We start from the raw sequence: 26,357 nt of genomic DNA on the forward strand, positions 1-26,357 counted from the left end.
CTTACATCCTGAACACGCCGAAACGTGTCTCCTCAATCGGGGCATTCAGCGCAGCACTCAGGGACAGGGCCAGCACATCGCGCGATTTGCGTGGGTCGATGATACCGTCATCCCAAAGGCGGGCTGAAGCATAAAGCGGGTGCGACTGCTCCTCGAACATATCCAGCGTCGGACGTTTGAATTCGGCCTCTTCTTCGGCCGACCACGAGCCACCCTGCCGTTCGATCCCGTCGCGCTTGACGGTGGCCAGAACGCCGGCCGCCTGCTCGCCACCCATCACTGAAATCCGCGAATTGGGCCAGGTCCATAGGAACCGAGGCTGATAGGCGCGTCCCGCCATGCCGTAGTTCCCAGCCCCGAATGAGCCGCCAACCAGCATGGTGATCTTCGGCACAGATGTCGTCGCCACAGCGGTCACCATCTTGGCCCCGTGTCGCGCGATGCCTTCGTTCTCGTATTTGCGGCCCACCATGAAGCCGGTGATGTTCTGCAGGAACACAAGCGGCGTCTTGCGCTGAGAACACAGCTCGACAAAATGCGCACCCTTCTGCGCGGCCTCGGAAAACAGCACGCCATTGTTGGCGATGATCCCCACCGGGCAGCCTTTGATATGGGCAAAGCCGGTCACCAGTGTCTCGCCAAAGCGCGGTTTGAATTCATCGAACCTAGAGCCGTCGACCAGTCGCGCAATCACCTCGCGAATGTCGTAGGGCGTCCGCAGATCGGCGGGAACAACGCCCAGGATTTCCTCGGGGTCATAAGCCGGGTCCTCGGGTGCCTCGAACTGTAGGCCGGGCTTCAGCCCGGCACCGCCCAACGACCCGACCGCGCGGCGGGCCAAGGCCAGCGCGTGGGTGTCATCCTCGGCCAGATAATCCGCCACGCCCGAAAGGCGCGTATGCACATCACCGCCGCCCAGATCTTCGGCGCTGACCACCTCTCCGGTCGCGGCCTTGACCAGAGGCGGCCCGGCCAGAAAGATCGTCCCCTGCTCTTTGACAATGATCGTCACGTCCGACATCGCAGGCACATAAGCCCCGCCCGCCGTGCAAGAGCCCATCACGACGGCAATCTGAGCAATCCCCTTGGCGCTCATCCGTGCCTGATTGAAGAAGATGCGGCCAAAGTGGTCGCGGTCGGGGAAGACCTCATCCTGATTGGGCAGGTTCGCGCCGCCGCTATCGACCAGATAGATGCAGGGCAGATGGTTTTCCTCGGCAATCTCCTGCGCGCGGAGGTGTTTCTTGACGGTCATCGGATAGTAAGTGCCGCCCTTCACGGTGGCGTCGTTGCATACCACCATGACCTCGCGCCCCTGTACCCGGCCAATGCCCGCGATCACCCCGGCACAGGGCGCTGCATCACCATACATCCCATGCGCCGCCGTCGCGCCGATTTCCAGAAACGGAGACCCCGGATCGAGCAGGTTCGCAACCCTGCGCCGAGGCAGCATCTTGCCCCGAGATTCGTGCCGCACGCGAGATTTTTCGCCGCCTCCCATGCGGGCAGTTTCGGCAGCCGTCGAGATTTGCGCCAACGCGTCGAGATGGGCAGTACGGTTTGCTTTGAAGCCCTCGGAGGTGGGCATGGCTTTGGATGTGAGTTTCATGTTTCCTCCAGAAGCGATTCAATTTCAGAGAGCTGCCGCATCCACCAACTTGCAGCTTCGGACAACAACTCATCAAAAGACCAACCTGCAAACGGTCCTGTTGGCATGAGTATCGCTTTCATTGTTCTACCCTCCAAACCCGTGAAAAACGCTTCCGAAAACTGTTTTGACTCTTCTGATGCGTTCGGCCCGGCCGGCAAAGCTCTCCACTTGAGTTCCACCTCGTTGTCAGGCGACCAATTGGGCGCGTACTCTTTCAGAATTAAGTTTCTCTCTTTCTCGATGAACTCGGTAAAAATAGCGTCTCGACCTTCGCCTTTCTTCCATTGTTGAAATTTGCTTTCGACCTCTGCCTGAATTTCGGGGAATTTTTTGCAATCCACTTTATGCAGTACGTGGCCAACGACTCGCAGGAGGGTTACAGCTGAAACATACATTACTCTGGATTCGCCACCCGGCTGAATTGGGCCGTAAGCCCATTTGTAAATTGCGCTAGATGCATCATCCAGCGCCACTTGAGCTTTCAAACGCCGCGCTTCCTTGCCAAAGTTTACCCAAGTCATGCTTGGGCCTCCCCCGCCGCCCGCGCCTTCAATTCCTTACGGATCACCTTCCCCGTCACTGTCATCGGCAGCTCGTCCAGAAACGCCACCTCACGCGGATAGGAATACTGCGCCAGCCGGTCCTTGACCCACTCCTGCAACTCCGCGCCCGTCGCTTCGGCCCCCGGTTTCAACACTACGTAGGCCTTCACAATCTCGGTCCGCAGCTTGTCGGGCTTGCCAACGACGCCCACCGTCGCCACCGCCGGGTGGGTCAGCAGGCAATCCTCGATCTCGGCGGGGCCGATGCGGTATCCGGCAGACGTAATCACATCGTCGTCGCGGCCCACAAAACGCAGATAATCACCCTCCCACACGCCGCGGTCGCCGGTGATCAGCCAGTCACCGCGGAACTTCTCAGCTGTCGCCTCTGGCCGATTCCAGTATTCCAACAGCATCGAGGCCGAGCCGCGCCGGATAGCAACGTCGCCCTCCTCATCCGTCGGCTGGCCGTTATCATCGACTACAGCAACCTCATGCCCCGGCACCGGTTTGCCGATGCAGCCGGGGCGCACGGGGAAATCCTCGGCACAGGAGGACACAACCATATTGCATTCAGTCTGACCGTAGAACTCGTTGATCGTCAGGCCGAACGCCTGCTGCCCCCAGGCCAGCATCTCGGCCCCCAGAGGCTCACCCCCGGACGCGACCGAACGCAGACCGGGGATGCCTTGATCCGCCGCCTTCAGCATCCGCAGCGCGGTTGGCGGGAAAAACACATTCCGCACCCCACCGCGCGCCACCACGTCGGCGCAAGCCTCGGGCGAGAACTTCTCAAGCCGCGCGGCCACCACGGGGATGCCCAGCGCCAGACCGGGCATCAGCACGTCAAACAGCCCTCCGATCCAGGCCCAATCGGCGGGGGTCCAGAGGCAATCGCCCGGGCGCAGATGATTGTGGCTGATTGAAACACCCGGCAAATGACCGGTCAGAACCCGGTGCCCATGCAGCGCCCCTTTGGGGCTGCCGGTGGTGCCCGAGGTATAGATCAGCACGGCAGGATCCTCGGGCCCGGTATCAACGAAGGGCACCGGATCGCCGTCCCGCCCAATCTCGTCCACACTCAGCGACCGCGCCAGATCACCGACCAGCGCTACACCCTCATCATCGGTCAGAACAATGCGCGCGCCCGAATCTCCGATACGCGAGGCAAGTGCATCCCGCTTGAACAGCTTGAACAAGGGCACCGAAATCGCGCCGATCTTCCAGATGGCAAGGTGCGCCGCCGCACACCAGGGTGATTGGCTCAACAACACCCCCACCCGGTCGCCAGGCTGAACATGGTCCAGCAGACCCCGTGCGATGCCGTCGGTCATCTCGTGCAACGCGCCAAAACTGATGGCGTTGGCGCCGCCATCTGACAGGTCCAGAATCGCGGTCTGATCCGAAGGGTGTGACAGGCATTGGCGCGCCATATTCAGCCGGTTCGGAAGCGCCCAGCTTTGATCAGGATGCAAACCCGATATGACGTCAGCGGGACGCATCTGTATTCTCCCTTGTTTTGCAAAGATTTAGGTGTCCAAGGCCCGCTGCACTCATCGCGAAAACTTGATGCAGATCAGGGTCCTGCACCCGCGATGCCCTCACAAAGCGGGTATCAACAAAACCATAGGCATGAAAATGATCAAAACACTCGCCGCTTTGACCCTTTCGACCGCGCTTGTCGCGCTGGCTGCCCCGGCCTTCGCCCAATCTCAGGGTGACTGGACCGTCGGTGTCGGTGTTGGCTATCTGGACCCCAAGTCCGATAACGGCACGCTGGCCGGACTTGACGCTGACGTTGACTCGGACACTCGTCCGATCTTCACCGTCGAATACTTCATTCAGGACAACCTCGGCATCGAATTGCTGGCCTCGACCCCCTTTAGCCACGATGTCTCGCTTGGAGGCACCGAGATCGGCAGCGTCGATCACCTGCCGCCCACCCTGTCGTTGAACTATCACTTCCCGACCGGCAGCGCTTGGACGCCTTATGTCGGTGCGGGCGTGAACTACACTATCTTCTTCGATGAACAATCGTCTCTGGGCGACCTCGAGCTTGATAACTCGGTCGGTATCGCGCTGCAGGCCGGTGTGGACTATGCCGTTTCGGATGCGGGTGCGGTCCGTCTGAACGTGCGCTGGTTCGACATCGACTCGGACGCCACTCTGGACGGTGCCGATATCGGAACCGTCGAGATTGACCCATGGCTGGTGGGCGTGTCCTACGTTCATCGCTTCTGATCCAATCGCCAAAAGGCCCCGTGGTTCGCTGAACCGCGGGGCTTTTTTCACAGCATTTCGTTCATCATCTCGCGGCCAATCAGCATCCGGCGAATCTCGCTGGTGCCTGCGCCGATTTCCATCAGTTTGGCATCGCGGAAAATCCGGCTGACCGGAGAATCCGACAGGAACCCCGCCCCGCCCAGCGCCTGGACGGCCTGATGCGCCTGAACCATCGCCTGCTCGGACGCATAAAGACAACACGCCGCCGCATCCTGACGGGTCACATCCCCCCGGTCACAGGCTTTGGCAACCTCATAGACATAAGCCCGCGCCGAGTTCATCGCGGTGTACATATCCGCAATCTTGCCCTGCATCAGCTGGAACGATCCGATCGGTTTGCCGAACTGCTTACGCTCGGCCAGATAGGGCATGACCTCATCCAGACAGGCCGCCATGATGCCGGTGCCGATCCCGGCCAGCACAACGCGTTCATAGTCGAGACCGGACATCAGAACGGCAACGCCCCGGCCCTCTTCGCCCAGAACATTCTCGAACGGCACCTCGACATCTTCAAAGATCAGTTCGGCCGTATTCGACCCACGCATCCCCAGCTTGTCGAAATGGGGCGAGGTCGAGAAACCCGTCATCTCTTTCTCGATCAGAAAGGCGGTGATCCCTTTTGACCCCGCCTCAGGGTCGGTCTTGGCATAAACCACCAGAGTGTCCGCGTCCGGCCCGTTGGTGATCCAGTACTTGTTGCCGTTCAGCCGGTAATGATCGTTGCGCTTTTCGGCGCGCAGCTTCATCGACACCACATCCGACCCCGCCGAGGGTTCCGACATCGCCAGAGCACCCACATGATCGCCCGAAATCAGCCGCGGCAGATATTTCTGCTTCTGCTCCTCAGAACCATTCAACTTGATCTGGTTCACGCACAGGTTCGAATGCGCCCCGTAGGACAGCGAAACCGAGGCCGAAGCCCGCGCCACCTCTTCCACCGCGATGGTATGGGCCAGATAAGACATTCCCGCCCCGCCATATTCCTCGGGCACCGTGACGCCCAGCAGGCCGAGGTCTCCCATCTCTTTCCACAGCTCATTCGGGAACGCGTTGGATTTGTCGACCTCTGCCGCCATCGGCTTGACCCGCTCCTGCGCCCAGCGGTGGACCATCTCGCGCAGGGCGTTCACGTCCTCGCCCAGATCGAATTGCATTGTGGCGGTAAACATGCGGGCCTCCTCCGACCGAGTTAATGAACAAGTGTTCAATAACCAGATACCAGCGATTCCGCCTCTGGTCAACGACGTCGCGCTGACCAACGCAAAACGCCGCCCGGCAAGGGGCGGCGTTTACCAAAGGATCGAGCGTTCGCTGAAAGCGCACTCCGCCGGATTACGACTGATAGACCGCGCTGACCTCGGCCCGGATGATCCGCGCGATCAGGCGACAATCCTCAAGCGAAAAGGTCAGCGGAACACGCATATCCATGATCCCCGCCAATATCCGGTCACTCGCAGGCATCGGCGCACTGTCCGCATAACGCCAACTGTCGTAGCGCGAGGTAAAGCCCGAAGGTTCCGCACCGCCAAACCACTTCAACTCCACCCCACGCCCGGCGCACCGTCGGATCACCTCGGCGATCCGCTCTGACGACCAGTCCAGCAGCAGGAACTGGATCGAAGAGCCGACATAGGTTTCCTGCTCAGGACGCTCCACAATCGTCAGACCCGGCGTGTCGCGCAGCCCACGCTCAATCTCATCATAGCGCTCGTTCCAGCGCGCAACCTGCCGATCCAGATCCCGCAACTGCGGGCGCAGGATCGCAGCGCGCAGATTGTCCATGCGCCCCGACACATTGGGCGTCGTGTACTTGATCTGCTCAAACACTTCGGGGCCCGGGGCCGCCAGATGGCGTTCGTACAGCATATAAGACCCCGAAAGCATGGTGGCCTTTGCCGCCAGTTCCGGATCATCAGTGACCAGCAAACCGCCTTCGCCGGAATTCACGTGCTTGTATGTCTGGCACGAGTAACAGCCCACGGCCCCCTGCCGACCGGAAAGCTGCCCCCGCCATGCAGCGCCCATCGTGTGCGCACAATCCTCGATCACGACCACTCCGGCGGCATCGCACATCTGCATCAGCCGGTCCATGTCACACAGATGCCCACGCATATGGCTCAGCATCAGCACATGCGCCTGCCGCAGCTTGGCCTCAAGATCATCCAGATCAATGGTCAAAGTCTCGGTGACACCCACAAAGACCGGCTTTGCCCCTACCGATGCAATCGCCCCCGGCACAGGGGCCAGCGTGAATGCATTGGTCAGAACCGGATCCCCCGGCCCGACACCCACGGCCCGCAGGGCGGTGGCCAGGGCGTACCCGCCCGACGATACTGCCAGACAGTACTTCGCCCCCATCTGGGCCGCAAATTCCCGCTCCAGCAAGGCCGTCTCGCTCAATTCGCCCGGCACGACGTTATAACGGTGCAGACGACCATGGCGCATCACGGCCAGAGCGGCCTCGATCGCGTCTTCCGGGATGGGTTCCTGCTGGGTAAAACTGCCAGTGAATGTCTCGGTCATGACCTTGTTCTGGGGCTGCACGCGGTCAGCGTCAAGAGATCACGCCGCCGCTCCGATCAAATCGGAGACCAGTTTCGGCAAATCATCAAAATGATGCAGCAGCGCCTCGGGCTCCAACGCGGCCATATCCTCGCCCGAAGGGCCGAAGGTGACCAGCACCGAAGGCACACCCGCCGCCCGCGCCGTATTCCGGTCGGTATCGGAATCGCCGATCAGTATGCAGTGATCGGGATGCCCACCCGCGCGCCGCGCCGCTTCGCGCAACGGCTCGGGATCGGGTTTGCGCACCGGCAGCGTATCCGCCCCCACCAGCGACGCGAACGTGTCCCGCACACCCAACCGGGTCAGCAGAAGATCAGCCAGGCCCTCGGGTTTGTTGGTGCAAATGCCAACACCATAGCCCGCTTGCGCAAGCGCCTCGACGGCATCCATGGCACCGGGATAGAACCGCGTGTGCGTGTCAATCGCCTCGGCATAAGCCTCAAGCAGGACCGGGTAGTAGTCCGAAACCGTATCCTCGGCATAGGCCCCGACGCGCTTCAGGCCATGGGTCAGCATCATCCGGCCACCGCGCAGCGCGACGCCTGCATCCTGTTCGTGCACCAGCACATCGCCGTGCCCCATCTGTCGGAAACAGTGATTGGCCGCAGCCAGCAGATCACCGGATGTATCGGCCAATGTCCCGTCCAGATCGAAGATCACCGTGCGCATGTTACCCCCTGCCTCAGCGGTTTTTTGCCGTGTCATGTTGCAAACGGCAATCTTGTTTGATGGGCGAACCGCTTGCGCCTTTGACCTCAGCGGATAAAACGGGGCGCAACAAAACACAAAGAGAAAACGATTTCATGACGACCGCCCTTATCATTCTTGCCGCCGGGAAAGGCACAAGAATGAATTCTGACATTCCCAAAGTCCTGCACCCGATCGCGCAGGTGCCCATGCTGGTCCACGCCATGCGCGCCGGTGCGGTTCTGTCGCCCGAACGCACCGTGATCGTCACCGGGCACGGGGCCGAGGCGGTCTCGAAAGTGGCGCAGGCCGAGGACGAAAACGCCCGGATCGTGGTGCAGCAAGAACAGCTTGGCACCGCCCATGCCGTCGCGCAGGCGCGTGACGCGCTGGACGGGTTTGACGGCGATGCGGTCGTGCTGTTTGGCGACACCCCCTTCCTGCAGCCCGACACTCTGGAGCGGATGATCGCTGCACGGGCCGAAAATGATCTCGTCATCCTCGGGTTCGAAGCCGCCGACCCGGCGCGCTATGGCCGTCTGGTGATGCAGGGTGACACGCTGGAACGGATCGTCGAATACAAAGACGCCTCAGACGAAGAGCGCGCCATAACCTTCTGCAATTCCGGTCTTATGGCCTGCCATGCACAAACACTGTTCTCGCTGATCGACGCGGTTGGCAACGACAATGCGTCGGGCGAGTATTATCTGACCGATATCGTTGAGATCGCGCGCAACAAGGGCCTGCGCGTCACAGCAGTCGCCTGTGACGAAGCGCAGACATTGGGCGTGAACTCCCGCGCGGATCTGGCCTCGGCAGATGCGGTTTTTCAAGCGCGCGCGCGGGCAGAACTGCTGGATCTGGGCGTGACATTGATGGCCCCCGAGACGGTCTATCTGGCCGCAGACACCATCATCGGGCGCGATACACTAATCGAACCAAACGTGGTCTTCGGCCCCGGCGTCACCGTCGAAAGCGGCGCCACGATCCGTGCGTTCTCGCATCTTGAGGGTTGCCATGTCAGTCGTGGCGCGACCGTTGGCCCCTATGCCCGGCTGCGTCCGGGCACCGAGCTGGCTGAAAACACCCGCATCGGCAATTTCGTCGAGATCAAGAATGCCGAAATCGCCGAGGGCGCGAAAGTCAATCACCTGAGCTATATCGGCGATGCCTCGGTAGGCGCTGCAACAAATATTGGGGCCGGTACGATCACCTGCAACTATGACGGGGTGATGAAACACAAAACCACGATTGGGGACAACGTGTTCATCGGGTCCAACACGATGCTGGTCGCTCCGGTGACACTGGGAGACGGCGCGATGACTGCGACCGGGACTGTTGTAACCAAGGACGTGGATCCTGACGCCCTTGCCGTGGCGCGCGCCAAGCAGGAAAACAAGCCCGGCTATGCGCGTAAACTGTTTGATATGCTGAGGGCGAAAAAAGCGCGCCGCGACAAAGGAGCCTGAACGATGTGCGGAATTGTAGGTGTTCTGGGCAGTCACGAAGCAGCCCCCATTCTGGTCGAGGCGCTGAAACGGCTGGAATATCGCGGCTATGACAGCGCCGGGATTGCCACCGTCAATGATGGCGTGCTGGGTCGCCGCCGGGCCGTGGGCAAGCTGGTCAACCTGAGCGACCTTCTGGTGCATGATCCGCTGCCCGGCAAGTCCGGCATCGGTCATACCCGCTGGGCTACCCACGGCGCGCCGTCGGTCAGCAACGCGCATCCGCACAAGGCCGGACCGGTCGCCGTGGTGCACAATGGCATCGTCGAGAACTATCGCGAGCTGCGCGCCGAACTGGCCGAGCACGGCATCGGCTTTGAAACCGAGACCGATACCGAAACCGTCGCCCTGATGACCGAGCTTTACCTGTCGCGGGGCATGGCACCGGTTGATGCCGCGTTCAAAACCATCGACCGGCTTGAGGGCGCGTTCGCGCTGGCCTTTCTGTTCAACGGGCAAGATGACCTGATCGTCGCGGCCCGCAAAGGCTCGCCGCTGGCGATTGGCCACGGGGACGGTGAAATGTATGTCGGATCGGACGCAATTGCGCTTGCGCCGCTCACCGATCGCATCACCTATCTGGAAGAGGGCGACCGCGCCGTTCTGACCCGCGCCTCGCTTGAGATTCGCAACGGCGCCGGCGAGATCGCTAACCGCGAGATGCGCCAGATCAAGCTGGATCAGACGCGCGCGGACAAAGGCGGTCACAAACACTATATGGCGAAGGAAATCGCAGAGCAGCCTGTGGTGGTCGCCGAAGCGATCCGCTCGTATCTGCCGACCGGCGGCGATCAGATCGTTCTGCCCGAAGGGCTGGACTTTGCCAAGCTTGACCGGTTGACCATGGTTGCCTGTGGCACGGCGTTTTATGCCTGCCTGACCGCCAAATACTGGTTCGAGCAGCTGGCCAAAATGCCCGTCGAGGTGGATATTGCCAGCGAGTTCCGCTATCGCGAACCTCCGATCACCGACCGGACGCTGGCGCTGTTCGTCAGCCAGTCGGGCGAAACCGCCGATACGCTGGCGGCGCTGCGCTATTGCGAGGGCAAGGCAGACAAGATCGTTTCGGTGGTCAATGTTCCCGAAAGCTCGATTGCGCGGGAAAGCGACATCGCCCTGCCGATCCATGCCGGGGTTGAGATCGGCGTGGCCTCGACCAAGGCCTTCACCTGCCAGCTGAGCGTGCTGCTGATGCTGGCGCTGAAAGCCGCTGCAGATCGCGGCACCCTGACCCCAGCAGAATTGGCGGACCATGCCGCCGCGCTAAGGGGATTGCCTTCGGTTCTGAACACGGCGCTGGACGAAAACGACGCGATCCGCAAATCCGCCCAGCGCCTGTCCGAGGCGCGCGACGTTCTGTTTCTGGGGCGCGGCCTGATGTATCCGCTGGCCATGGAAGGGGCACTGAAACTGAAAGAAATCAGCTATATCCACGCCGAAGGTTACGCATCGGGTGAGCTCAAGCATGGCCCCATCGCGCTGATCGACAAGCACATGCCCGTGGTCGTCATGGCCCCGCGCGATGCGGTGTTCGACAAAACGGTCTCAAACATGCAAGAGGTGATGGCGCGTAAGGGCAAGGTCATTCTGGTCTCGGACGACGATGGCATCGCCGACGCCGAAGACGGGGTCTGGAGCACGATCCGAATGCCGCATGTCCATCCCAGCCTTGCTCCGATCCTCTATTCGGTACCTGCGCAGTTGCTGGCTTATCACACCGCCGTTGCCAAAGGGACGGACGTAGACCAGCCCCGTAATCTGGCGAAATCCGTGACTGTTGAATGAGCGCGGCTCTGCTCAGAACCCATCTGGATCAGATCAAAGCCCATGCCGACCCGGCGCGGGCCGAGCAGGTCGCGGCCTATCACAAGGTTGACCGCACCTATCTGGGCGTCGCCAACCCGATCCTGAACGATCTGACCAAAGAATGGCGGCGCGAGCTCGACCTACCCGAGCGGGTCGAACTGGCCTCGGCCCTTTGGCAGACAGACATCCACGAAGCCCGCGTGGCAGCGGCGAAGCTGCTGACTCAGGCGCGCATCCGGCCCGATGACGGCGTTTGGGACCTGCTACAAAGCTGGGTGCCCGATTTTGATGCCTGGGCCATCGCCGATCATGCCTGCATGGCGATGCAGAAGCGATTGTCTGCCGACCCGTCAAGGCTGGATCAGGTCGAACAATGGACGCTGTCCGATCATATGTGGACCCGGCGCGCGGCCTTAGTCGCCACCCTGCCCTGGACCAAGCAGAACCACCCCAAGCCAGAGGATCTGGCATGCCGAGACCGGGTACTGGGCTGGGCGGCGGGCTATGTCCCCGACCGGGATTGGTTCATCCAGAAAGCCATAGCATGGTGGCTGCGTGAACTGTCCAAACATGACCCCAAACGGGTGATCGATTTTCTGGACCAGCACGGCATGGCGATGAAGCCCTTCGCCCGGAAAGAGGCGGGGAAATACCTGCGGGACTAGTCTGAATAGACGTCCAGCTCGACCAGTTCATCGAACGGGATCAACAGGGCGCGCATCGCCTCAAGCGACAAACGACTGCCGCCGCCTTCCGGCCCGCTCGCAGGCACGAGCGTTACATAGGCCTGCGCCCCGGTGCGCGGCACGACCACGCGGCCATTGAGTTCCACCTCCACCAACGGCGTCTGCAACCAGCGCCCCGGAGTGTTCGGATCCCCCAGACCCGCAACCGTCCTTTTCGCGCCGACCCATCTGACATCGTCCACGGCCGGAGCGGGCGTCTGCCCGACAACTGCAGCAGTCGGAGCCGTCTCAGGCTGCGCAGGGGCGCTTCCGAACACCCGATCCGTTGTCGACCGGACCGTATCGCAACCCGCGATCATGCCACACAGCAAAAGAAACACATATCTCATATGCAAAACGTAAGGTCCTGCGCTTATCTGTACCAGTCCAAAACGCAGATCACACTTGCCGCGTCCCCGCCTGCGCTTTACCTATAAGCCATGACAGCTCCGCTTATCGACCCGTTTGCCCGCGCCATCACCTATCTCCGCGTCTCCGTCACGGACCGCTGTGATTTTCGCTGCGTCTATTGCATGTCCGAGGACATGAAGTTCCTGCCCAAAAAGGACCTGCTGACGCTGGAAGAACTTGACCGCATGTGCACCACCTTCGTGAACATGGGTGTCGAAAAGCTGCGCATCACTGGTGGCGAACCTCTGGTGCGGCGAAACATCATGTCCTTCTTCCACAACATGACCCGGCATCTGGACAGCGGCGCGTTGAAAGAGCTGACGCTGACCACCAACGGCTCGCAACTGCACCGTTTCGCGGATGATCTTTATGCGGCTGGCGTACGCCGGGTGAATGTCTCGCTGGACACGCTGGACGAAGACAAGTTTTCCAAGGTCACGCGCTGGGGCCGCCTGAAACAAGTGCTGAACGGCATCGACGCGGCGCAAAAAGCAGGACTGCGGATCAAGATCAATGCCGTGGCGCTGAAGGGCTTCAACGAACCGGAACTGCCGCGGATCACAGAATGGTGCGCCGAACGCGACATGGACCTGACCTGGATCGAGGTCATGCCCATGGGCGATATCGGCAACGAGGATCGGCTGGATCAGTACTGGTCCCTGAAAGACGTGCGCAAGGAATACGAGAACCACTATACCGTGACCGATCTGGCCGAGCGCACCGGCGGCCCCGCCCGCTATGTCCGTCTTGAAGAGACCGGCCAAAAGATCGGCTTCATCACCCCGCTGTCCCATAACTTCTGCGAAAGCTGCAACCGCGTGCGCCTGACCTGCACCGGAGAGCTGTATATGTGCCTCGGCCAGGAAGACATGGCCGACCTGCGCGGTGCCCTGCGCGACCACCCCGAGACCGAAGAACCGCTGGAACAGGCGATCCGCGCCGCAATCAACCTCAAGCCAAAGGGCCATGATTTCGACTATTCCCGGCAGGCTGTCGACGGCCAGATGAGCCGCCACATGAGCCACACAGGCGGCTGATTTGCCCGGCCCCGGCGGACAGCCGACGCTGCTGTTCAAGCTGTACTGCGGTCTGACTTCTCTGGTCGGACCACTGATCTGGCGCAAGGTACGCGCAAAACTGCAGGCCGCCAACGTCCCTGAGCAGCGACAGCAGGAAAGGTTGGGCCATGCCAGCCTGCCCCGCCCCGACACCCGCCTGATCTGGTTCCACGCCGCCAGCGTCGGCGAAAGCCTGTCCGTCCTCAGCCTGATCACGCGACTAGGCGAACGCCTGCCCGACGCTGAATTCCTGATCACCTCGGGCACCCCGACCTCCGCCGAACTGATCGCCAAACGCCTGCCCCCGCGCACGCGCCACCAATACCCGCCACTCGACAGCAGCGGACCGGTGCGACGGTTTCTGGACCATTGGCAACCGGATGCGGCCATCTTCGTCGAAAGCGAAATCTGGCCCCGCCTTATCGTCGAGACCTCAAGACGCGGAACACCGCTGGCCCTGCTCAACGCGCGCCTGTCCGAGAAATCCGTCGCCGGTTGGACGAAGCGTCCCAAGACTGCCCGGTTCCTCCTGAACCATTTCTCCCTGTTCCTGACCCAGAACACGAAAACCGCCAGCAACCTGATCGCTATGGGTGCCGCTCCTGAGAAGGTACAACCCGGCACCAACCTCAAGGCCCTGTCCGACCCACTTCCTGTGGACACAAAAACGCTGTCCCAGATCAAGCAGCAGATCGGCGATCGCCCGGTCTGGATCGCCAGTTCCACTCATCAGGGTGAGGAAGAAACCGTTCTCACCGCGCATAAAGCTCTGCTCGACCGCTGGCCCGATCTGCTGCTTCTGCTGATCCCGCGCCACCCCGAGCGCCACACCGAAATCGGTGATCTGATCCGTGCCCAAGGCCTTACACATGCCCTGCGCAGCACCGACCAGCCCATCACCGGCCATACTCAGATCTACATGGCCGACACGCTGGGCGAGTTGGGCACATGGTACACCCTTTGCCCGATCGTCTTCCTCGGCGGTTCCCTGAAAGAGATCGGAGGGCACAACCCCTTCGAACCCGCGCAAGCCGGAGCCGCGGTCCTGACCGGCCCGGGCACCTTCAATTTCGCGGAAACCTTCGCCCCGCTGATAGAAACTGGCGGCGCCATCGAGGTCCAGTCAGCGCCCGATCTGACCAAGGCCGTCGACCGCTGGCTCTCGGACATCAACGCACTGACCAAAGCCCGCGCCGCCGCCCAGTCCTGCGTCAACACCCAAGCCACCGCGCTGGACATGGTCATCGAAACCCTCTGCTCCACGCTCGACTTGCGTGCACCGGATCCCTCTTCATCTGGCTAAAAATATCCCGGGGGTGTGGGGGCAGAGCCCCCACGCTGTCCATCAGGCTGCAGGCATCCGCTGCTCAACAATCTCGGCCCACCAGCTGCACCCAGCCGGAATCGCTTCATCGTTGAAGTTATACTCGGGGTGATGAACCATCGCCGTGTCGCCGTTGCCCACCAGAATATACGCCCCCGGACGTTCTTCCAGCATAAAGGCGAAATCCTCGCCCCCCATGACCAGCGGCGCGTCATCGCAAGCCCCCGATACAGACCGCGCCACGTCTGCGGCAAATTCGGTCTGCTCATCGCTGTTCACCATGACGGGATAGCCCCGGATATAGGTCACGTCCGCAGTCCCGCCAAAGGTCGCGGCCACTCCGGCGCAAATCTCGTTGATCCGCGTCTCTGCCAGATCGCGCATCTCTTTGCTCATGGTGCGCACGGTGCCTTTGATCTGCACGGTCTGCGGGATCACGTTGAATGCCTTCGAGGATGTCTCGAACGAAGTCACCGACACCACCACCTGATCAATCGGGTCGGCATTGCGCGAGGCAATCGTTTGCAACGCCAGAACCGCCTGCGCCGTCATCACGGTCGTATCCACCGTCTCCTGCGGTTTGGCGGCGTGACCTCCGCGGCCCTCGAAGGTGATGTCGAACTGATCGGTCGCCGCAAAGAACGAGCCCGGGCGGATCGCAAAACTGCCGACCGGACGACCCGGCCAGTTGTGCATGCCGTAGACTTCCTGAATGTTCCACCGCTCCATCATGCCGTCTTCGCACATCTCGCGACCACCGCCGCCGCCCTCTTCTGCGGGCTGGAAGATCACCACCACCGTACCGTCGAAATTGCGCGTCTCAGACAGGTATTTCGCCGCCCCCAACAGCATCGCCGTATGCCCGTCATGCCCACAGGCATGCATCGCGCCGTCGGTTTTCGAGGCATAGTCTAGCCCTGTCGCCTCATGGATCGGCAGCGCATCCATATCGGCGCGCAATCCAATCACCTTTCCGCCGGTATCGGCCTTACCCTTGATCACACCAACAACCCCGGTACGACCGATCCCGGTCACGACCTCATCGCAGCCGAATTCCTTCAGCTTTTCGGCCACCAAGGCGCTGGTGCGGTGTGTTTCGAACAGAATCTCGGGGTTTTCGTGAATATCCCGTCGCCATGCGGTGATTTCATCCTGCAACTCGGCAAAGCGGTTTTTGACTGGCATCTCTTCTCTCTCCTATTTCAAGCCGCCGGCATCCGGCGCTCGACCATTTCGGCAAACCAGGAACATCCCATCGGGATGATCTCATCATTGAAATTGTATTCGGGGTGGTGCAGCCCGGCGCTGTCGCCATTGCCCAGCACAATGAAAGCCCCGGGGCGTTCTTCCAGCATGAACGAGAAATCCTCGCCCCCCATCACCATTGGCGCTTCACCACAGCTGCCGCCCACGGAAACGGCGGCCTCAGTCGCATACCCCGTCTGCTCCTCGGCATTGATCGTCACCGGAACGCCGCGCTTATAGGTCACTTTGACCGTGCCACCGAAGGTCTCAGCGATGCCCTGCGCCACCTCGTTCAGTCGCGCTTCGATCAGGTCGCGCATGTCGTTCGAATGCGTCCGCACAGTACCCTTCACCTGCGCCGACTGCGGGATCACGTTGAACGCCTTGGACGAGGTCTCGACCGACGTCACCGACAGAACCGCCTGCAAAATCGGGTCCGCGTTGCGCGATACAATGGTTTGCAGCGCAACAATCAACTGAGACAGCATGACGGTTGTATCAATAGTCTCCTGCGGCTTGGCCGCGTGGCCTCCGCGCCCTTCCAGATGAATGTCGAATTCATCGGCGGCTGCCAGCAGAGGCCCAGAGCGGATCGCAAACTGACCGGTCGGCACACCGGGTACATTGTGCATGGCATAGACTTCCTGAATACCGAAGCGATCCATCAGACCGTCCTTGCACATGGCCTCGGCTCCATTGCCGCCCTCTTCGGCAGGCTGAAAGATCACGATGGCCGTGCCGTCAAAGTTCCGCGTCTCGGACAGGTACTTCGCCGCGCCCAGAACCATCGCGGTGTGGCCATCATGGCCGCAAGCGTGCATGGCGCCTTCGGTCTTGGACGCATAGTCCAGCCCCGTCTGCTCCTGCATCGGCAGCGCATCCATATCGGCACGCAACCCGATCACGCGGCCCTGCGTATCGGTCTTGCCCTTGATCACCCCTACAACACCTGTGCGGCCAATGCCGGTCACAACCTCATCGCAGCCGAATTCTTTCAGCTTTTCGGCGACCAAAGCACTGGTGCGGTGGGTCTCATACAGGATTTCGGGGTGCTGATGGATATCCCGCCGCCAACCGGTGATTTCCTCGTGCATTTCGGCAAGTCGGTTCTTGATTGGCATCTGATCCTCCCAAATCAGGCGACGGGCAATCGTCGTTCCACCAGCTCAGCAAACCAGCTGCATCCGGCGGGAATGGCGTCGTCGTCGAAGTTGTATTCCGGGTGATGGCACATCGCCGTGTCCCCGTTTCCGATAAAGATGTAGGCTCCGGGCCGTTCTTCAAGCATGTAGGCGAAATCTTCGGACGGCATGATCGGATCGGTGCTGTCATTGATCTTGCCCGCCACGGCCTGCGCAGCCTCGGCGGCATAGATCGTTTCGTCGTCCGAGTTCACCGTCACCGGATAGCCCGGCGTCCACGTCATCGTGGCCGACGCGCCGAAGGCCGAGGCGGTGTCTTCCGCAATCCGGCGCACGCGGTCCTCGGCGATTTTCCGGTATTCCGGGTCCAAAGTCCGCACCGTGCCCTGCAGCCGCACCGTATGCGCGATCACGTTCGAGGCGACGCTGTCCGTCACGAACGTTCCAACCGTCAGCACGACACGTTTGATCGGATCAACGGTCCGGGACACAACCGATTGCAAAGCCACAACAATATGAGACGCCACAAGCGTGGTATCCACCGCTTCATGCGGCGCGGCGGCGTGACCACCTTTGCCCGTGACGACGATTTCAAACTCATCGGACGAGGCCAGCAAAGCGCCGGGCCGGATCGCAAATTCCCCGACCGGCAGGCCCGGCATGTTGTGCATGCCATAGACTTCCTGAATGCCCCAGCGGTCCATCAGCCCGTCCTGACACATGGCCAGACCACCTGCGCCACCTTCTTCGGCGGGTTGAAAGATCAGCACAACCGTACCGTCGAAATTCCGCGTCTCAGCCAGATACTGCGCCGCGCCCAGAAGCATCGAGGTATGTCCGTCATGCCCACAGGCATGCATCTTACCCGAAACGGTCGAGGCATAGTCCAGCCCCGTCGCCTCTTCAATCGGCAGCGCATCCATATCCGCCCGCAGCCCGATCACCCTACCTTGCGTGTCCTGTCGTCCCTTGATCACTGCCACCACGCCGGTCTTGCCGATCCCCGGTGTGATCTCGTCGACGCCGAACTCTTTCAGGCGGTCGACCACGAAGCCTGCGGTTTCTTCCACGTCATACATCAGCTCGGGATGCATATGCAGATGGCGACGCCATTTGGTGATCTCGCCATGCATCTCGGCGAGCCGGTTCTTGACGGGCATCCTTGACCTCCGATCAGAGCGTTATTCGCAGAGCCGTTCTACCAGACGTTCCATGAATTTCTGGCCTGCGTTGAATTGAGAAATCGTAATGAATTCATTTGGCTGATGCGCCTGCGCGATGTCACCGGGGCCGCAGATGACGGCGGAATAACCCGCCTCCTGAAACTGCCCCGCCTCGGTGCCATAGCTGACCACATGGCTGGCATTGTCGCCAGTGAGTGAACGCACCAGCATCTCGGCCTCACCTTCGGTCTCGGGCACCAAGGCAGGCACTGCGAAATGGTCGGTAACATCGATGCGCGCCTCGGGACGAACGGCCTGCATCCGGGCCTCGGCCTGTTTCACCTGCTCAAGATAATCCGCGCGCCATTGGGCCGCGCTTTCCCCCGGCACCACGCGGAAATCCATCATGAAGCGGCAATCCTTGGCGGTGATGTTATGCGCGGTACCGCCTTCGATCATGCCCACATGGCACGTCGTCCAGGGCGGATCGAACACCGCCGCGATGTCCGAAGGCTGCGCCGCCATATTCTCGGCATTGCGCTTGTTGGCCCAGTCGATCAGCGGCGCGGCCTCCATGATCGCGTTGACGCCGGTGTGCATGATCGAGCTATGCACCTCGAACCCGACCATATGCGTGTCATAGCCGAATCCGCCTTTGTGGCCGGTGACGGCCTGCATCACCGAAGGCTCGCCCACGATCACGGCCGAGCCTTTCGGCAGGACCTTCTGCATCGCTTCGATCATCGGCGGGGCACCGGTGCAGCCGACCTCTTCGTCAAAGCTCAGCGCCAGTTGCACAGGGCGATTGATGCCTGCGTGATGCGCCTCGACCAGTGCCCAGATCGCCAAAGCGTCAAAGCCTTTCATATCGCAGGTGCCGCGCCCGAAATACTTGCCGTCTTTTTCGGTGACGATGAAGGGATCGGTATCCCACGGCTGGCCATCGACCGGCACCACATCCGTATGGCCAGACAGAACAATCGCGCCTTCTTCCCACGGGCCGACATGCGCGAAAACGGCTGCCTTGTGCGGCTGCTCCGGGTCCGGCCAGCGATGCGGCTCGATCCCGTGGCTGCGCAAATAATCTTCGACCCAGTCAACCAATGGCAGATTGGTTTCGCGACTTACCGTTGGAAAAGAGATCAGCTTGGTCATGATCTCAAGCGGGCTCAGGCGTTGGGACATTTAGTTCAGTATCCGCTGTCGGTCGTCAGCACGAAGTGACCTGGTTCAACCTCGTCATACTGCGAGGGTTCGGGGGTGTACCCAATCGAGTGAATCGGCGACGGAATCGGCTTGAAATTCAGGTCTTTTTCCGACTTCCGCTTGTTTGGATCGGCAATCGGCACCGCCTTCATCAGCGCCTGCGTATACGCGTGCTGGGGGTTCTCGAACACCCGCGCCCGAGGGCCGAGCTCAACGATCCGGCCCAGATACATCACGCCCACATGGTGGCTGACCCGTTCTACCACAGCCATATCGTGGCTGATGAACAGATAGCTGAGGTTCAGTTCCGATTGCAGCTCCATCATCAGGTTCAGAACCTGCGCCTGCACCGAGACGTCCAGCGCCGAGACCGCCTCATCCGCCACAATCAGTTTGGGGTTCAGGGCCAGCGCGCGGGCGATGGCAATCCGTTGCCGCTGACCGCCCGACATCTCATGTGGGAAGCGGCGCATGAAGCTGCGCGGCAGTTGCACCTTGTCAAACAGTTGCGCCACCCGGTCCTGCAATTCCGACCCCGAGGCGACGCCGTAATTGCGCATCGGTTCCGCCACCTGATCGACCAGTTGCATCTGTGGGTTCAGCGAGGCGAACGGGTCCTGAAAGATCATCTGCATATCCAGCCGCGCCTTGCGCAGGCCCGCCGGATCCAGCTTCATGATATCGACGCCGTCCAGATCGACCGCACCCTTCATCGGTTCAACCAGACGCAGGATCGAGCGCCCAGCCGAAGACTTGCCGCAGCCCGACTCGCCCACAAGGCTGAGGGTCTGACCGCGGTTGATGGTGAACGACACATCCTCGACCGCGTGCACGTTCGAAATGGTCCGACGCAGCAATCCGCCTTTGACCGGAAAGCGCGTGGTCAGGTTTTTGACCGTCAGCAGAACATCGTTGGTACCCGGAATCGGCGCGATGTTCTGGCCTTCGACACCCAGCAACTTCATCGGCTCGGGCGCGGCCTTGCCCTGCATCTCGCCCAGCTTGGGCACCGCAGCCAGCAGCGCTTTGGTGTAATCGTGCTGCGGATTCTCGAAGATTTCGTTAACCGTACCTTCTTCGACCTTGTTGCCCCGGAACATCACAACCACGCGGTCGGCCATCTGAGCGACCACGGCCATATCGTGAGTGATGAACATCACCGCCGTTCCGGTCTCGCGCTTGAGACGGTCCATCAGCGCCAGAATCTCGGCCTGAATGGTCACATCCAGCGCGGTCGTCGGTTCATCCGCGATCAGCAGGCGCGGTTCGCAGGCCATGGCCATGGCGATCACGACTCGCTGCCTCATGCCACCCGACAATTCGTGCGGGTATTGCTTTAGCCGCCGTTCAGGTTCGGGGATGCGCACCTGTCGCAGCAGCTCCAGCGCGCGTTCCTCGGCCTGCGTCTTCGACATATCCTTGTGGATGCGCAGCCCTTCGGTCAGCTGCCGCCCCACCGTGAACACCGGGTTCAGGGCGGTCATGGGTTCCTGAAAGATCATCCCGATCTCATTGCCGCGAATCTGTTTCATCAGATCCTGATTGGCATCGGCCAAATTCATCTCCTCGCCGTCGCGGCGATCAAACAGCAATTGCCCGCCCGCGATCTCGCCCCCGCCGAACTCGACCAGCCGCATCAGCGACAGCGAGGACACCGACTTGCCGGACCCGGATTCGCCAACGATACATACGGTTTCACCGGGATTCACCTCGAACGAGACATCCTCGACGCCGACCACCGGACCGTCCTTGGTCTGAAACTCGACCCGCAGTTTTTTGATCTGGGCAATAGGCTGATCCAGCACGCGCGCTCTCCCCTTGGCGGCTTTTTGGTTTGAGTGCCAAACGCTAAGGCGGGGGGGCGGGAAAAGTCAAACCCATTGCCGGTTTTCCTGCAGGCAAGGCTTGCAATTTTCTAAAACTCTGTTTCGATACGCCGCGTAACCGCTTTGGGGAGAAGACGGAAAACACGTTCGCGTGACTGCCGTTATCGTTGTTTTTCAACGCATTAAACCCCATCGCGGCAACGCCTAATCCGCGGGCATCGCGGAAAAGACCGAGACACGAATGTGTCCAACATGGAGTGTATGATGAAAATCAAAACCCTTTTGCTTGGTGCGATTGCAAGCACGGCAATGGCCCCGATGGCCTTTGCCGAGCGCGGATCGGACGGCAATGTCAGCATTATTTACTGGCAGGCCCCGTCGATCATGAACCCGTTCCTGTCGGGCGGCACCAAGGATGTGGAAGCGGCCTCGCTGGTGATCGAACCTCTGGCGCGCTACGACCAGGACGGGAACATGGTTCCGTTTCTTGCGGCTGAAATCCCGACCGTTGAAAATGGCGGCGTCAGCGAAGATCTGACAACGATTACATGGAAGATCGCACCCGGTCTCACCTGGTCGGACGGTACGCCGTTCACATCGGCGGATGTGAAGTTTACCGCTGATTACTGCATGCACCCCGAAGGCGGTTGTGCGCAGGTGACCAAATTCGAAGGTGTCACCTCGGTTGAGGCCGTGGACGACCTGACGGTCAAAGTCACCTTCGATGCACCGACACCCTTCCCATACGGCCCGTTTGTGGGCGGTGAAAGCCCGATCATTCAGGCCGCTCAGTTCGCCGATTGTGTAGGCGCAAAAGCCCCCGAATGCACCGATGAGAACTTTAACCCGATCGGCACCGGGCCGTTTGTCGTCACCGAGTTTAAGCCGAACGACGTGATCACTTTTGCGGCCAATGAGAATTATCGTGATCCGGCCAAACCGGCCTTTGCGTCTGTGACCTTCAAAGGCGGTGGCGATGCGACAGCCGCAGGCCGTGCTGTCATGGAAACCGGCGAGTTCGATTACGCCTGGAACCTGCAGCTGGCACCCGAAGTGATCGCTCAGATGCAAGAAGGCGGCAAGGGCACTCCGGTCGCAGGCTTCGGCCCGCTGGTCGAGCGTATCATGCTGAACCAGACCAACCCGTCGCCTGATCTGCCGGAAGGCGAGCGTTCGACAGCTAAGCATCCACATCCGTTCCTGCGGGATCCTGCGGTTTACAAAGCCATGTCCATGGCCATCGACCGCCCGCTGCTCGTCGAGATCGGCTATGGTCAGGCCGGCAAGGTGACCTGTAACTGGGTCCCGGCTCCGGCTGCGTTCAACTCGACCTCGATGACCTGTGATACGCAGGATATCGCAGGCGCCAACGCGCTGCTGGATGAGGCTGGCATCGTGGACACCAATGGCGACGGCATCCGTGAAAAAGACGGCGTTCCGCTGAAAATCGTCTATCAGACCTCGACCAACGCCGTCCGTCAGGATTTCCAGGCGCTGATCAAGGAATGGTGGAGCCAGATCGGCATCGAAACCGAACTGCGCAACATCAACGCATCGGTCTTCTTTGGTGGTGATCCGGGCTCGCCCGATACGTTCCAGAAGTTCTATGCTGATGTTGAGATGTACGCCAACACCTTCAACGGCACCGATCCGCAGTCCTATCTGGGCAACGGTCTGTGCGACAAGGCCCCGCGTCCTGAGACGCAGTGGCAAGGCGAAAACATCAGCCGCTTCTGCAACGAGGAATTCGACAGGCTGCACGGTCAGCTCGCCGAAACCGCCGGTCTGGAAGCCCGCGCCGAGATCGCGAAACAGCTGAACGACATCATCGTTCAGAACGGCGGTATGATCCCGCTGGTACACCGTGGTCGCCTGTCGGCGCACTCGAACACGCTGGGTGGCGTTGTCCTGAACGTTTGGGACAGCGAACTGTGGAACATTGCGGACTGGTACCGCAAAACCGGTTCCTAAACCTTAGCCTTGCAAAACTGCGCCCCGGTCCATATCGGGGCGCAGTCTTTTGCACGCCACCCCAACAAGAAGACGCATATAAAGGCGCCTCTTAATGCTTAACTTTACCATTCGACGACTGGTGCTGGCCGTACCCACGCTGCTGTTCATCAGCCTCGTCATCTTCCTGCTGTTGGAACTCGCCCCCGGCGACCCGATGGCGCAGGTTCCGCTCACCGTTCCGCCCGAAGTCAAAGAGAAAATGCGCGAGGCGCTTGGCCTCGGCCAGCCGATGCATATCCGGTTCTGGAAATGGATCGTGCAGTTCTTCTGGATCGAACCTCAGGTTCTGGTCGACCATATGTTCGGCACCACTTTCTCCGAAGGTGACCTGCGCGTGATTTCGTGGCAGACCCGCTCGCCCGTCATGGACATCGTCGTTCAGCGTATCCCGCAGACCCTGTGGGTTGTTGGCACCGCCTATGTGGTCGCCATCCTGATCGCCCTGCCAATCGGCATCTATTCCGCTTACCGCCAGTATTCCTGGTTCGACCAGATGGGCACGTTCGTGTCGATGGTCGGCTTCTCGGTCCCGCCCTTCTTCTCGGGCGTGCTTGTGATCGTGATCTTCTCGGTCCAGCTGGGCTGGTTCCCGTCGATCTATGACACCACCCACGTGGTCAACAGCTGGGACAGTTTCGTCGTGCAGCTCAAGCAGATGATCATGCCGGTGATGGTTCTGGCGCTGCAGATCACGGCGCAGTTGAGCCGGTTCATGCGCGCCTCAATGCTGGACAACCTCAATCAGGATTACGTCCGCACCGCCCGCGCCAAGGGCCTCAGCGAATACACCGTCGTCATGGTCCACGTCCTGCGCAACTCGATGATCCCGGTGGTCACCGTGATCGCGCTGGGTATTCCGGCCATCTTCGGCGGCGCAATCATCACCGAGCAGGTGTTCAAGGTGAACGGTATCGGCCAGTTGCTGATCGGCGCGATCCAAGCCAACGACCTGCCGATGGTGCAGACCCTGACCTTCATCTTTGCCGTGTTGATCGTGCTGTTCAATCTGATCGCCGACGTCCTGTACGGCATTCTGGACCCGAGGATTCGCTATGACTGATACCGATAAATCAGACACGCTGATCCCGGACGAAGGATTGGCCGCCGCCTCCACTGCCGTTCCCGGTGCGGGCACGATTGAGGAACTGACCACCCCGCCCCGCAGCCAGTGGCGGGATGTGTGGGATCAGTTCAAAACCCACAAAGGCGCGATGATCGGGGCGATCCTGTTCATCTTCATCGTGGCGGCCGTGTATCTGGGTCCGTTTATCTGGACGATCGACCCGACCCAGATCGACATCCGGTCGCGCAACCAGGGGCCCAGCCTTGCGCATCCGTTTGGCACCGATCAGTTGGGCCGGGACATTCTGGCGCGGATGATGTCGGGCGGTCAGACCTCGGTTTCGGTCGGCATCACCGCAATGCTGCTGGCGCTGTTTCTGGGTTCGTTCATCGGCGTTCTGGCCGGGTTCTTCAAACGGCTGGACGGCCCGCTGATGCGCCTGACCGATCTGTTTCTGGCGCTGCCCCTTCTGCCCCTGCTGCTGGTCATGATGCTGTTGTTCCGCGAGCCGCTGTCGGCAGCTTTCGGACTTGAGCGCGGCATTTTCATCCTGATCGTCTGCGCCATCGGCATCACCTCGTGGATGCCCACCGCGCGGATCGTGCGGGGGGACGTTCTGGCCATCAAGGAACGTGAATTTGTTCTGGCCGCCCGGTCCATCGGCACCAGCAACAGCCAAATCATCACACGGCACATCCTGCCGAACGTGCTGTCTCCGATCATGGTGTCGGCAACGCTGGGTATCGCCACGGCGATCATCACAGAAAGCGCGCTGTCCTTCCTGGGCCTTGGCTTCCCGCCGGATTTCCCGACATGGGGCCGGTTGCTGTTCGATGGCGTCGACTACCTGCAGCAATACCCCGAGCGTGTGTTCTGGCCCGGTCTAGCGATCTCGCTGACCGTGCTCAGCGTGAACTATCTGGGCGACGGCTTGCGCGACGCGCTGGATCCGCGCATTCGAGGACGCTAAGCGAACCTCAGTCGGCGCGCTTCAGCGCGCCGGCCAGCAGGATGATCAGCACGGCCAGCGGCAACAGAACCGCAAATGCCAGCCGCAAAGTCATCAACTCGGCCAGAAACCCGATCAAAGGGGGGCCGATGAGCAACCCTCCATAACCCAAAGTCGCAACGCTGGCTATCGCCTGTCCGGGTGGAACATCCGGATCATTGGCAGCGCGACTGAAGGCCAATGGCATGATCACCGCATATCCCACACCCATCAGCGCAAAGCCTGCCAGCGCCAATCCGGGCTGCCCTGCTGACACCACGCCAAAGACGCCCAAAGCGGCACATATTCCCCCAAACCGGGCCGTGGCAACAGGACCAAACCGGGCGATGACCACACCGCCCGCAAGCCGAAACGCAACCATAGTCACGGAAAAGACCGCATATCCAAGCGCGGCGACGCTCTCGGCTGCACCTGTCTCATCACGCAGGAAAATGGCGCTCCAATCCGCAACTGCCCCTTCCCCCAACGCGCCGCACAGCGCTGTGAACCCAACCAGCACCAAAGTCCCGGACGGCAACGCGAACACCGATCCCGGTTCCGAAACCGTGCGCTTTGAGGTCCAGCGCACCCAGGACAAACCAAGCGCAAGCGCCACCACGATGCCACCGGCCAGCAGAAAATGCTGCAGCACGGTCAGGTCCATCTGAACCGCACCATACCCGCTGAGCGCACCCAGCCCGGCCCCAAGGCTCCACATCGCGTGGAACGAGGACATGACCGGCTTGTCATAGGCCTGCTCAACCTCGGCCGCCCAGGCATTCATCGCCACATCCATCGAGCCATGGAATGCACCAAACACAAACAAAAACGCCGCGAGCAACCAGAACCCGCCCGCAAAGGCCAACAGCACCAGCGAAAACGTATAGAGCACGGCGATCACACGCGTTATCGCGACCGCTCCGAACCTGTCGGTCAGACGTCCTGTAATGGGAAACGAACACACCGCGCCAGCCGCCATGAACAGCAATCCCAGCCCCAACGCCTCATGCGTCAGCTCCAGCTTGTCGCGGACCGCAGGGATACGAGACGCCCAGATACCAAACAGCGCCCCGTTCAAAATGAACATGGCGGCAACAGCGCGCCACGCAGCCACAATACCGATCACAGAAGGCCCTCGCGAAATCCGTAAA

General features: G+C 60.9%; 22 protein-coding genes. 9 read left to right on the forward strand and 13 right to left on the reverse strand.

Annotated features, from left to right (window positions below; all coding sequences use genetic code 11):
* Position 1: 1 nt before the first annotated feature.
* The 3 genes from ACR0KM_RS11790 to ACR0KM_RS11800 are packed head-to-tail and all read right to left on the reverse strand — an operon-like array spanning position 2 to position 3,695.
* Positions 2-1,609 carry a carboxyl transferase domain-containing protein gene (locus tag ACR0KM_RS11790; RefSeq protein WP_480861390.1) on the reverse strand — a complete coding sequence of 536 codons (1,608 nt, stop codon included), beginning with the start codon at positions 1,607-1,609 and terminating at the stop codon, positions 2-4.
* Positions 1,606-2,172 (reverse strand): hypothetical protein, encoded by a 567-nt coding sequence (locus ACR0KM_RS11795; protein WP_480861389.1) that lies wholly within the window; start codon positions 2,170-2,172, stop codon positions 1,606-1,608. Before ACR0KM_RS11795 ends, ACR0KM_RS11790 begins: the two co-directional genes overlap by 4 nt.
* On the reverse strand, positions 2,169-3,695 hold the full coding sequence (locus ACR0KM_RS11800) for an AMP-binding protein (RefSeq protein WP_480861388.1): 1,527 nt from the start codon (positions 3,693-3,695) through the stop codon (positions 2,169-2,171). The genes ACR0KM_RS11795 and ACR0KM_RS11800 overlap by 4 nt, the downstream gene beginning before the upstream one ends.
* A 136-nt stretch (positions 3,696-3,831) precedes the next feature.
* Between ACR0KM_RS11800 and ACR0KM_RS11805 the strand changes: the two genes are divergently transcribed.
* Positions 3,832-4,434, forward strand: a complete 603-nt coding sequence (locus ACR0KM_RS11805) for an OmpW/AlkL family protein (protein WP_480823128.1) — start codon at positions 3,832-3,834, stop codon at positions 4,432-4,434.
* Between the two features lie 47 nt (positions 4,435-4,481).
* Here ACR0KM_RS11805 and ACR0KM_RS11810 read toward each other — a convergent pair whose 3' ends face one another.
* The 3 genes from ACR0KM_RS11810 to ACR0KM_RS11820 form a co-directional block, all read right to left on the reverse strand.
* Positions 4,482-5,645, reverse strand: a complete 1,164-nt coding sequence (locus ACR0KM_RS11810) for an isovaleryl-CoA dehydrogenase (RefSeq protein ID WP_480861387.1) — start codon at positions 5,643-5,645, stop codon at positions 4,482-4,484.
* A gap of 163 nt (positions 5,646-5,808) precedes the next feature.
* Complete coding sequence (locus tag ACR0KM_RS11815; protein WP_480861386.1) at positions 5,809-6,999, reverse strand: DegT/DnrJ/EryC1/StrS family aminotransferase; 1,191 nt, start codon at positions 6,997-6,999, stop codon at positions 5,809-5,811.
* Positions 7,000-7,038: 39 nt separating this feature from the next.
* The gene (locus tag ACR0KM_RS11820) at positions 7,039-7,710 is read right to left on the reverse strand and encodes an HAD-IA family hydrolase (RefSeq protein WP_480861385.1); all 672 of its coding nucleotides are present in this window, start codon (positions 7,708-7,710) and stop codon (positions 7,039-7,041) included.
* Positions 7,711-7,844: 134 nt separating this feature from the next.
* Between ACR0KM_RS11820 and glmU the strand changes: the two genes are divergently transcribed.
* The 3 genes from glmU to ACR0KM_RS11835 are packed head-to-tail and all read left to right on the forward strand — an operon-like array spanning position 7,845 to position 11,707.
* Complete coding sequence (glmU, locus tag ACR0KM_RS11825; RefSeq protein WP_480861384.1) at positions 7,845-9,197, forward strand: bifunctional UDP-N-acetylglucosamine diphosphorylase/glucosamine-1-phosphate N-acetyltransferase GlmU; 1,353 nt, start codon at positions 7,845-7,847, stop codon at positions 9,195-9,197.
* 3 nt (positions 9,198-9,200) lie between these two features.
* The gene (gene glmS, locus ACR0KM_RS11830; RefSeq protein WP_480861383.1) at positions 9,201-11,021 is read left to right on the forward strand and encodes a glutamine--fructose-6-phosphate transaminase (isomerizing); all 1,821 of its coding nucleotides are present in this window, start codon (positions 9,201-9,203) and stop codon (positions 11,019-11,021) included.
* The gene (locus tag ACR0KM_RS11835; protein WP_480861382.1) at positions 11,018-11,707 is read left to right on the forward strand and encodes a DNA alkylation repair protein; all 690 of its coding nucleotides are present in this window, start codon (positions 11,018-11,020) and stop codon (positions 11,705-11,707) included. Before glmS ends, ACR0KM_RS11835 begins: the two co-directional genes overlap by 4 nt.
* On the opposite strand, the gene ACR0KM_RS11840 is transcribed toward ACR0KM_RS11835, so the two are convergent.
* On the reverse strand, positions 11,704-12,117 hold the full coding sequence (locus tag ACR0KM_RS11840) for a hypothetical protein (protein ID WP_480861381.1): 414 nt from the start codon (positions 12,115-12,117) through the stop codon (positions 11,704-11,706). The genes ACR0KM_RS11835 and ACR0KM_RS11840 overlap by 4 nt on opposite strands.
* 90 nt (positions 12,118-12,207) lie before the next feature.
* Here ACR0KM_RS11840 and moaA point away from each other — a divergent pair, with 90 nt between their 5' ends.
* Both moaA and ACR0KM_RS11850 read left to right on the forward strand, forming a co-directional pair.
* On the forward strand, positions 12,208-13,215 hold the full coding sequence (gene moaA / locus ACR0KM_RS11845; protein WP_480861380.1) for a GTP 3',8-cyclase MoaA: 1,008 nt from the start codon (positions 12,208-12,210) through the stop codon (positions 13,213-13,215).
* A 1-nt stretch (position 13,216) separates the two neighbouring features.
* Positions 13,217-14,539, forward strand: coding sequence for a 3-deoxy-D-manno-octulosonic acid transferase (locus ACR0KM_RS11850; RefSeq protein ID WP_480865499.1), 1,323 nt, complete (start codon positions 13,217-13,219; stop codon positions 14,537-14,539).
* A 42-nt stretch (positions 14,540-14,581) separates the two neighbouring features.
* On the opposite strand, the gene ACR0KM_RS11855 is transcribed toward ACR0KM_RS11850, so the two are convergent.
* Genes ACR0KM_RS11855 through ACR0KM_RS11875 form a run of 5 tightly spaced genes read right to left on the reverse strand, consistent with a single transcriptional unit; the run spans position 14,582 to position 21,121 of the window.
* Positions 14,582-15,745 (reverse strand): M20 aminoacylase family protein, encoded by a 1,164-nt coding sequence (locus ACR0KM_RS11855; protein ID WP_480859834.1) that lies wholly within the window; start codon positions 15,743-15,745, stop codon positions 14,582-14,584.
* 17 nt (positions 15,746-15,762) lie between these two features.
* Entirely contained in the window at positions 15,763-16,926 is a 1,164-nt protein-coding gene (locus ACR0KM_RS11860; RefSeq protein ID WP_480859835.1) for a M20 aminoacylase family protein, read from the reverse strand.
* Between the two features lie 14 nt (positions 16,927-16,940).
* Complete coding sequence (locus ACR0KM_RS11865; protein ID WP_480859837.1) at positions 16,941-18,107, reverse strand: M20 aminoacylase family protein; 1,167 nt, start codon at positions 18,105-18,107, stop codon at positions 16,941-16,943.
* Between the two features lie 21 nt (positions 18,108-18,128).
* The gene (argE, locus tag ACR0KM_RS11870; protein WP_480859838.1) at positions 18,129-19,295 is read right to left on the reverse strand and encodes an acetylornithine deacetylase; all 1,167 of its coding nucleotides are present in this window, start codon (positions 19,293-19,295) and stop codon (positions 18,129-18,131) included.
* Between the two features lie 5 nt (positions 19,296-19,300).
* Positions 19,301-21,121 carry an ABC transporter ATP-binding protein gene (locus ACR0KM_RS11875; protein WP_480859840.1) on the reverse strand — a complete coding sequence of 607 codons (1,821 nt, stop codon included), beginning with the start codon at positions 21,119-21,121 and terminating at the stop codon, positions 19,301-19,303.
* 285 nt (positions 21,122-21,406) lie between these two features.
* Between ACR0KM_RS11875 and ACR0KM_RS11880 the strand changes: the two genes are divergently transcribed.
* From ACR0KM_RS11880 to ACR0KM_RS11890, 3 genes are all read left to right on the forward strand, one after another.
* Positions 21,407-23,113 (forward strand): peptide ABC transporter substrate-binding protein, encoded by a 1,707-nt coding sequence (locus tag ACR0KM_RS11880; protein ID WP_480859842.1) that lies wholly within the window; start codon positions 21,407-21,409, stop codon positions 23,111-23,113.
* 94 nt (positions 23,114-23,207) lie between these two features.
* Positions 23,208-24,215, forward strand: coding sequence for an ABC transporter permease (locus ACR0KM_RS11885; RefSeq protein ID WP_170573004.1), 1,008 nt, complete (start codon positions 23,208-23,210; stop codon positions 24,213-24,215).
* Complete coding sequence (locus ACR0KM_RS11890; protein WP_480822616.1) at positions 24,208-25,188, forward strand: ABC transporter permease; 981 nt, start codon at positions 24,208-24,210, stop codon at positions 25,186-25,188. The genes ACR0KM_RS11885 and ACR0KM_RS11890 overlap by 8 nt, the downstream gene beginning before the upstream one ends.
* A 7-nt stretch (positions 25,189-25,195) precedes the next feature.
* Here the strand turns inward: ACR0KM_RS11890 and ACR0KM_RS11895 are convergent, their stop codons facing one another.
* Positions 25,196-26,332 carry an MFS transporter gene (locus ACR0KM_RS11895; RefSeq protein ID WP_480859846.1) on the reverse strand — a complete coding sequence of 379 codons (1,137 nt, stop codon included), beginning with the start codon at positions 26,330-26,332 and terminating at the stop codon, positions 25,196-25,198.
* Between the last annotated feature and the right edge of the window lie 25 nt (positions 26,333-26,357).

It is taken from the genome of Ruegeria sp. G10, from assembly GCF_056533645.1.

Excerpts from the sequence above, each read along its gene's own strand:
- ACR0KM_RS11790 (WP_480861390.1), bottom strand. The coding sequence starts at position 1,609 with ATGAAACTCACATCCAAAGCCATGCCCACCTCCGAGGGCTTCAAAGCA.
- ACR0KM_RS11795 (WP_480861389.1), bottom strand. The coding sequence starts at position 2,172 with ATGACTTGGGTAAACTTTGGCAAGGAAGCGCGGCGTTTGAAAGCTCAA.
- ACR0KM_RS11800 (WP_480861388.1), bottom strand. The coding sequence starts at position 3,695 with ATGCGTCCCGCTGACGTCATATCGGGTTTGCATCCTGATCAAAGCTGG.
- ACR0KM_RS11805 (WP_480823128.1), top strand. The coding sequence starts at position 3,832 with ATGATCAAAACACTCGCCGCTTTGACCCTTTCGACCGCGCTTGTCGCG.
- ACR0KM_RS11810 (WP_480861387.1), bottom strand. The coding sequence starts at position 5,645 with ATGTTTACCGCCACAATGCAATTCGATCTGGGCGAGGACGTGAACGCC.
- ACR0KM_RS11815 (WP_480861386.1), bottom strand. The coding sequence starts at position 6,999 with ATGACCGAGACATTCACTGGCAGTTTTACCCAGCAGGAACCCATCCCG.
- ACR0KM_RS11820 (WP_480861385.1), bottom strand. The coding sequence starts at position 7,710 with ATGCGCACGGTGATCTTCGATCTGGACGGGACATTGGCCGATACATCC.
- glmU (WP_480861384.1), top strand. The coding sequence starts at position 7,845 with ATGACGACCGCCCTTATCATTCTTGCCGCCGGGAAAGGCACAAGAATG.
- glmS (WP_480861383.1), top strand. The coding sequence starts at position 9,201 with ATGTGCGGAATTGTAGGTGTTCTGGGCAGTCACGAAGCAGCCCCCATT.
- ACR0KM_RS11835 (WP_480861382.1), top strand. The coding sequence starts at position 11,018 with ATGAGCGCGGCTCTGCTCAGAACCCATCTGGATCAGATCAAAGCCCAT.
- ACR0KM_RS11840 (WP_480861381.1), bottom strand. The coding sequence starts at position 12,117 with ATGAGATATGTGTTTCTTTTGCTGTGTGGCATGATCGCGGGTTGCGAT.
- moaA (WP_480861380.1), top strand. The coding sequence starts at position 12,208 with ATGACAGCTCCGCTTATCGACCCGTTTGCCCGCGCCATCACCTATCTC.
- ACR0KM_RS11855 (WP_480859834.1), bottom strand. The coding sequence starts at position 15,745 with ATGCCAGTCAAAAACCGCTTTGCCGAGTTGCAGGATGAAATCACCGCA.
- ACR0KM_RS11860 (WP_480859835.1), bottom strand. The coding sequence starts at position 16,926 with ATGCCAATCAAGAACCGACTTGCCGAAATGCACGAGGAAATCACCGGT.
- ACR0KM_RS11865 (WP_480859837.1), bottom strand. The coding sequence starts at position 18,107 with ATGCCCGTCAAGAACCGGCTCGCCGAGATGCATGGCGAGATCACCAAA.
- argE (WP_480859838.1), bottom strand. The coding sequence starts at position 19,295 with ATGTCCCAACGCCTGAGCCCGCTTGAGATCATGACCAAGCTGATCTCT.
- ACR0KM_RS11880 (WP_480859842.1), top strand. The coding sequence starts at position 21,407 with ATGAAAATCAAAACCCTTTTGCTTGGTGCGATTGCAAGCACGGCAATG.
- ACR0KM_RS11885 (WP_170573004.1), top strand. The coding sequence starts at position 23,208 with ATGCTTAACTTTACCATTCGACGACTGGTGCTGGCCGTACCCACGCTG.
- ACR0KM_RS11890 (WP_480822616.1), top strand. The coding sequence starts at position 24,208 with ATGACTGATACCGATAAATCAGACACGCTGATCCCGGACGAAGGATTG.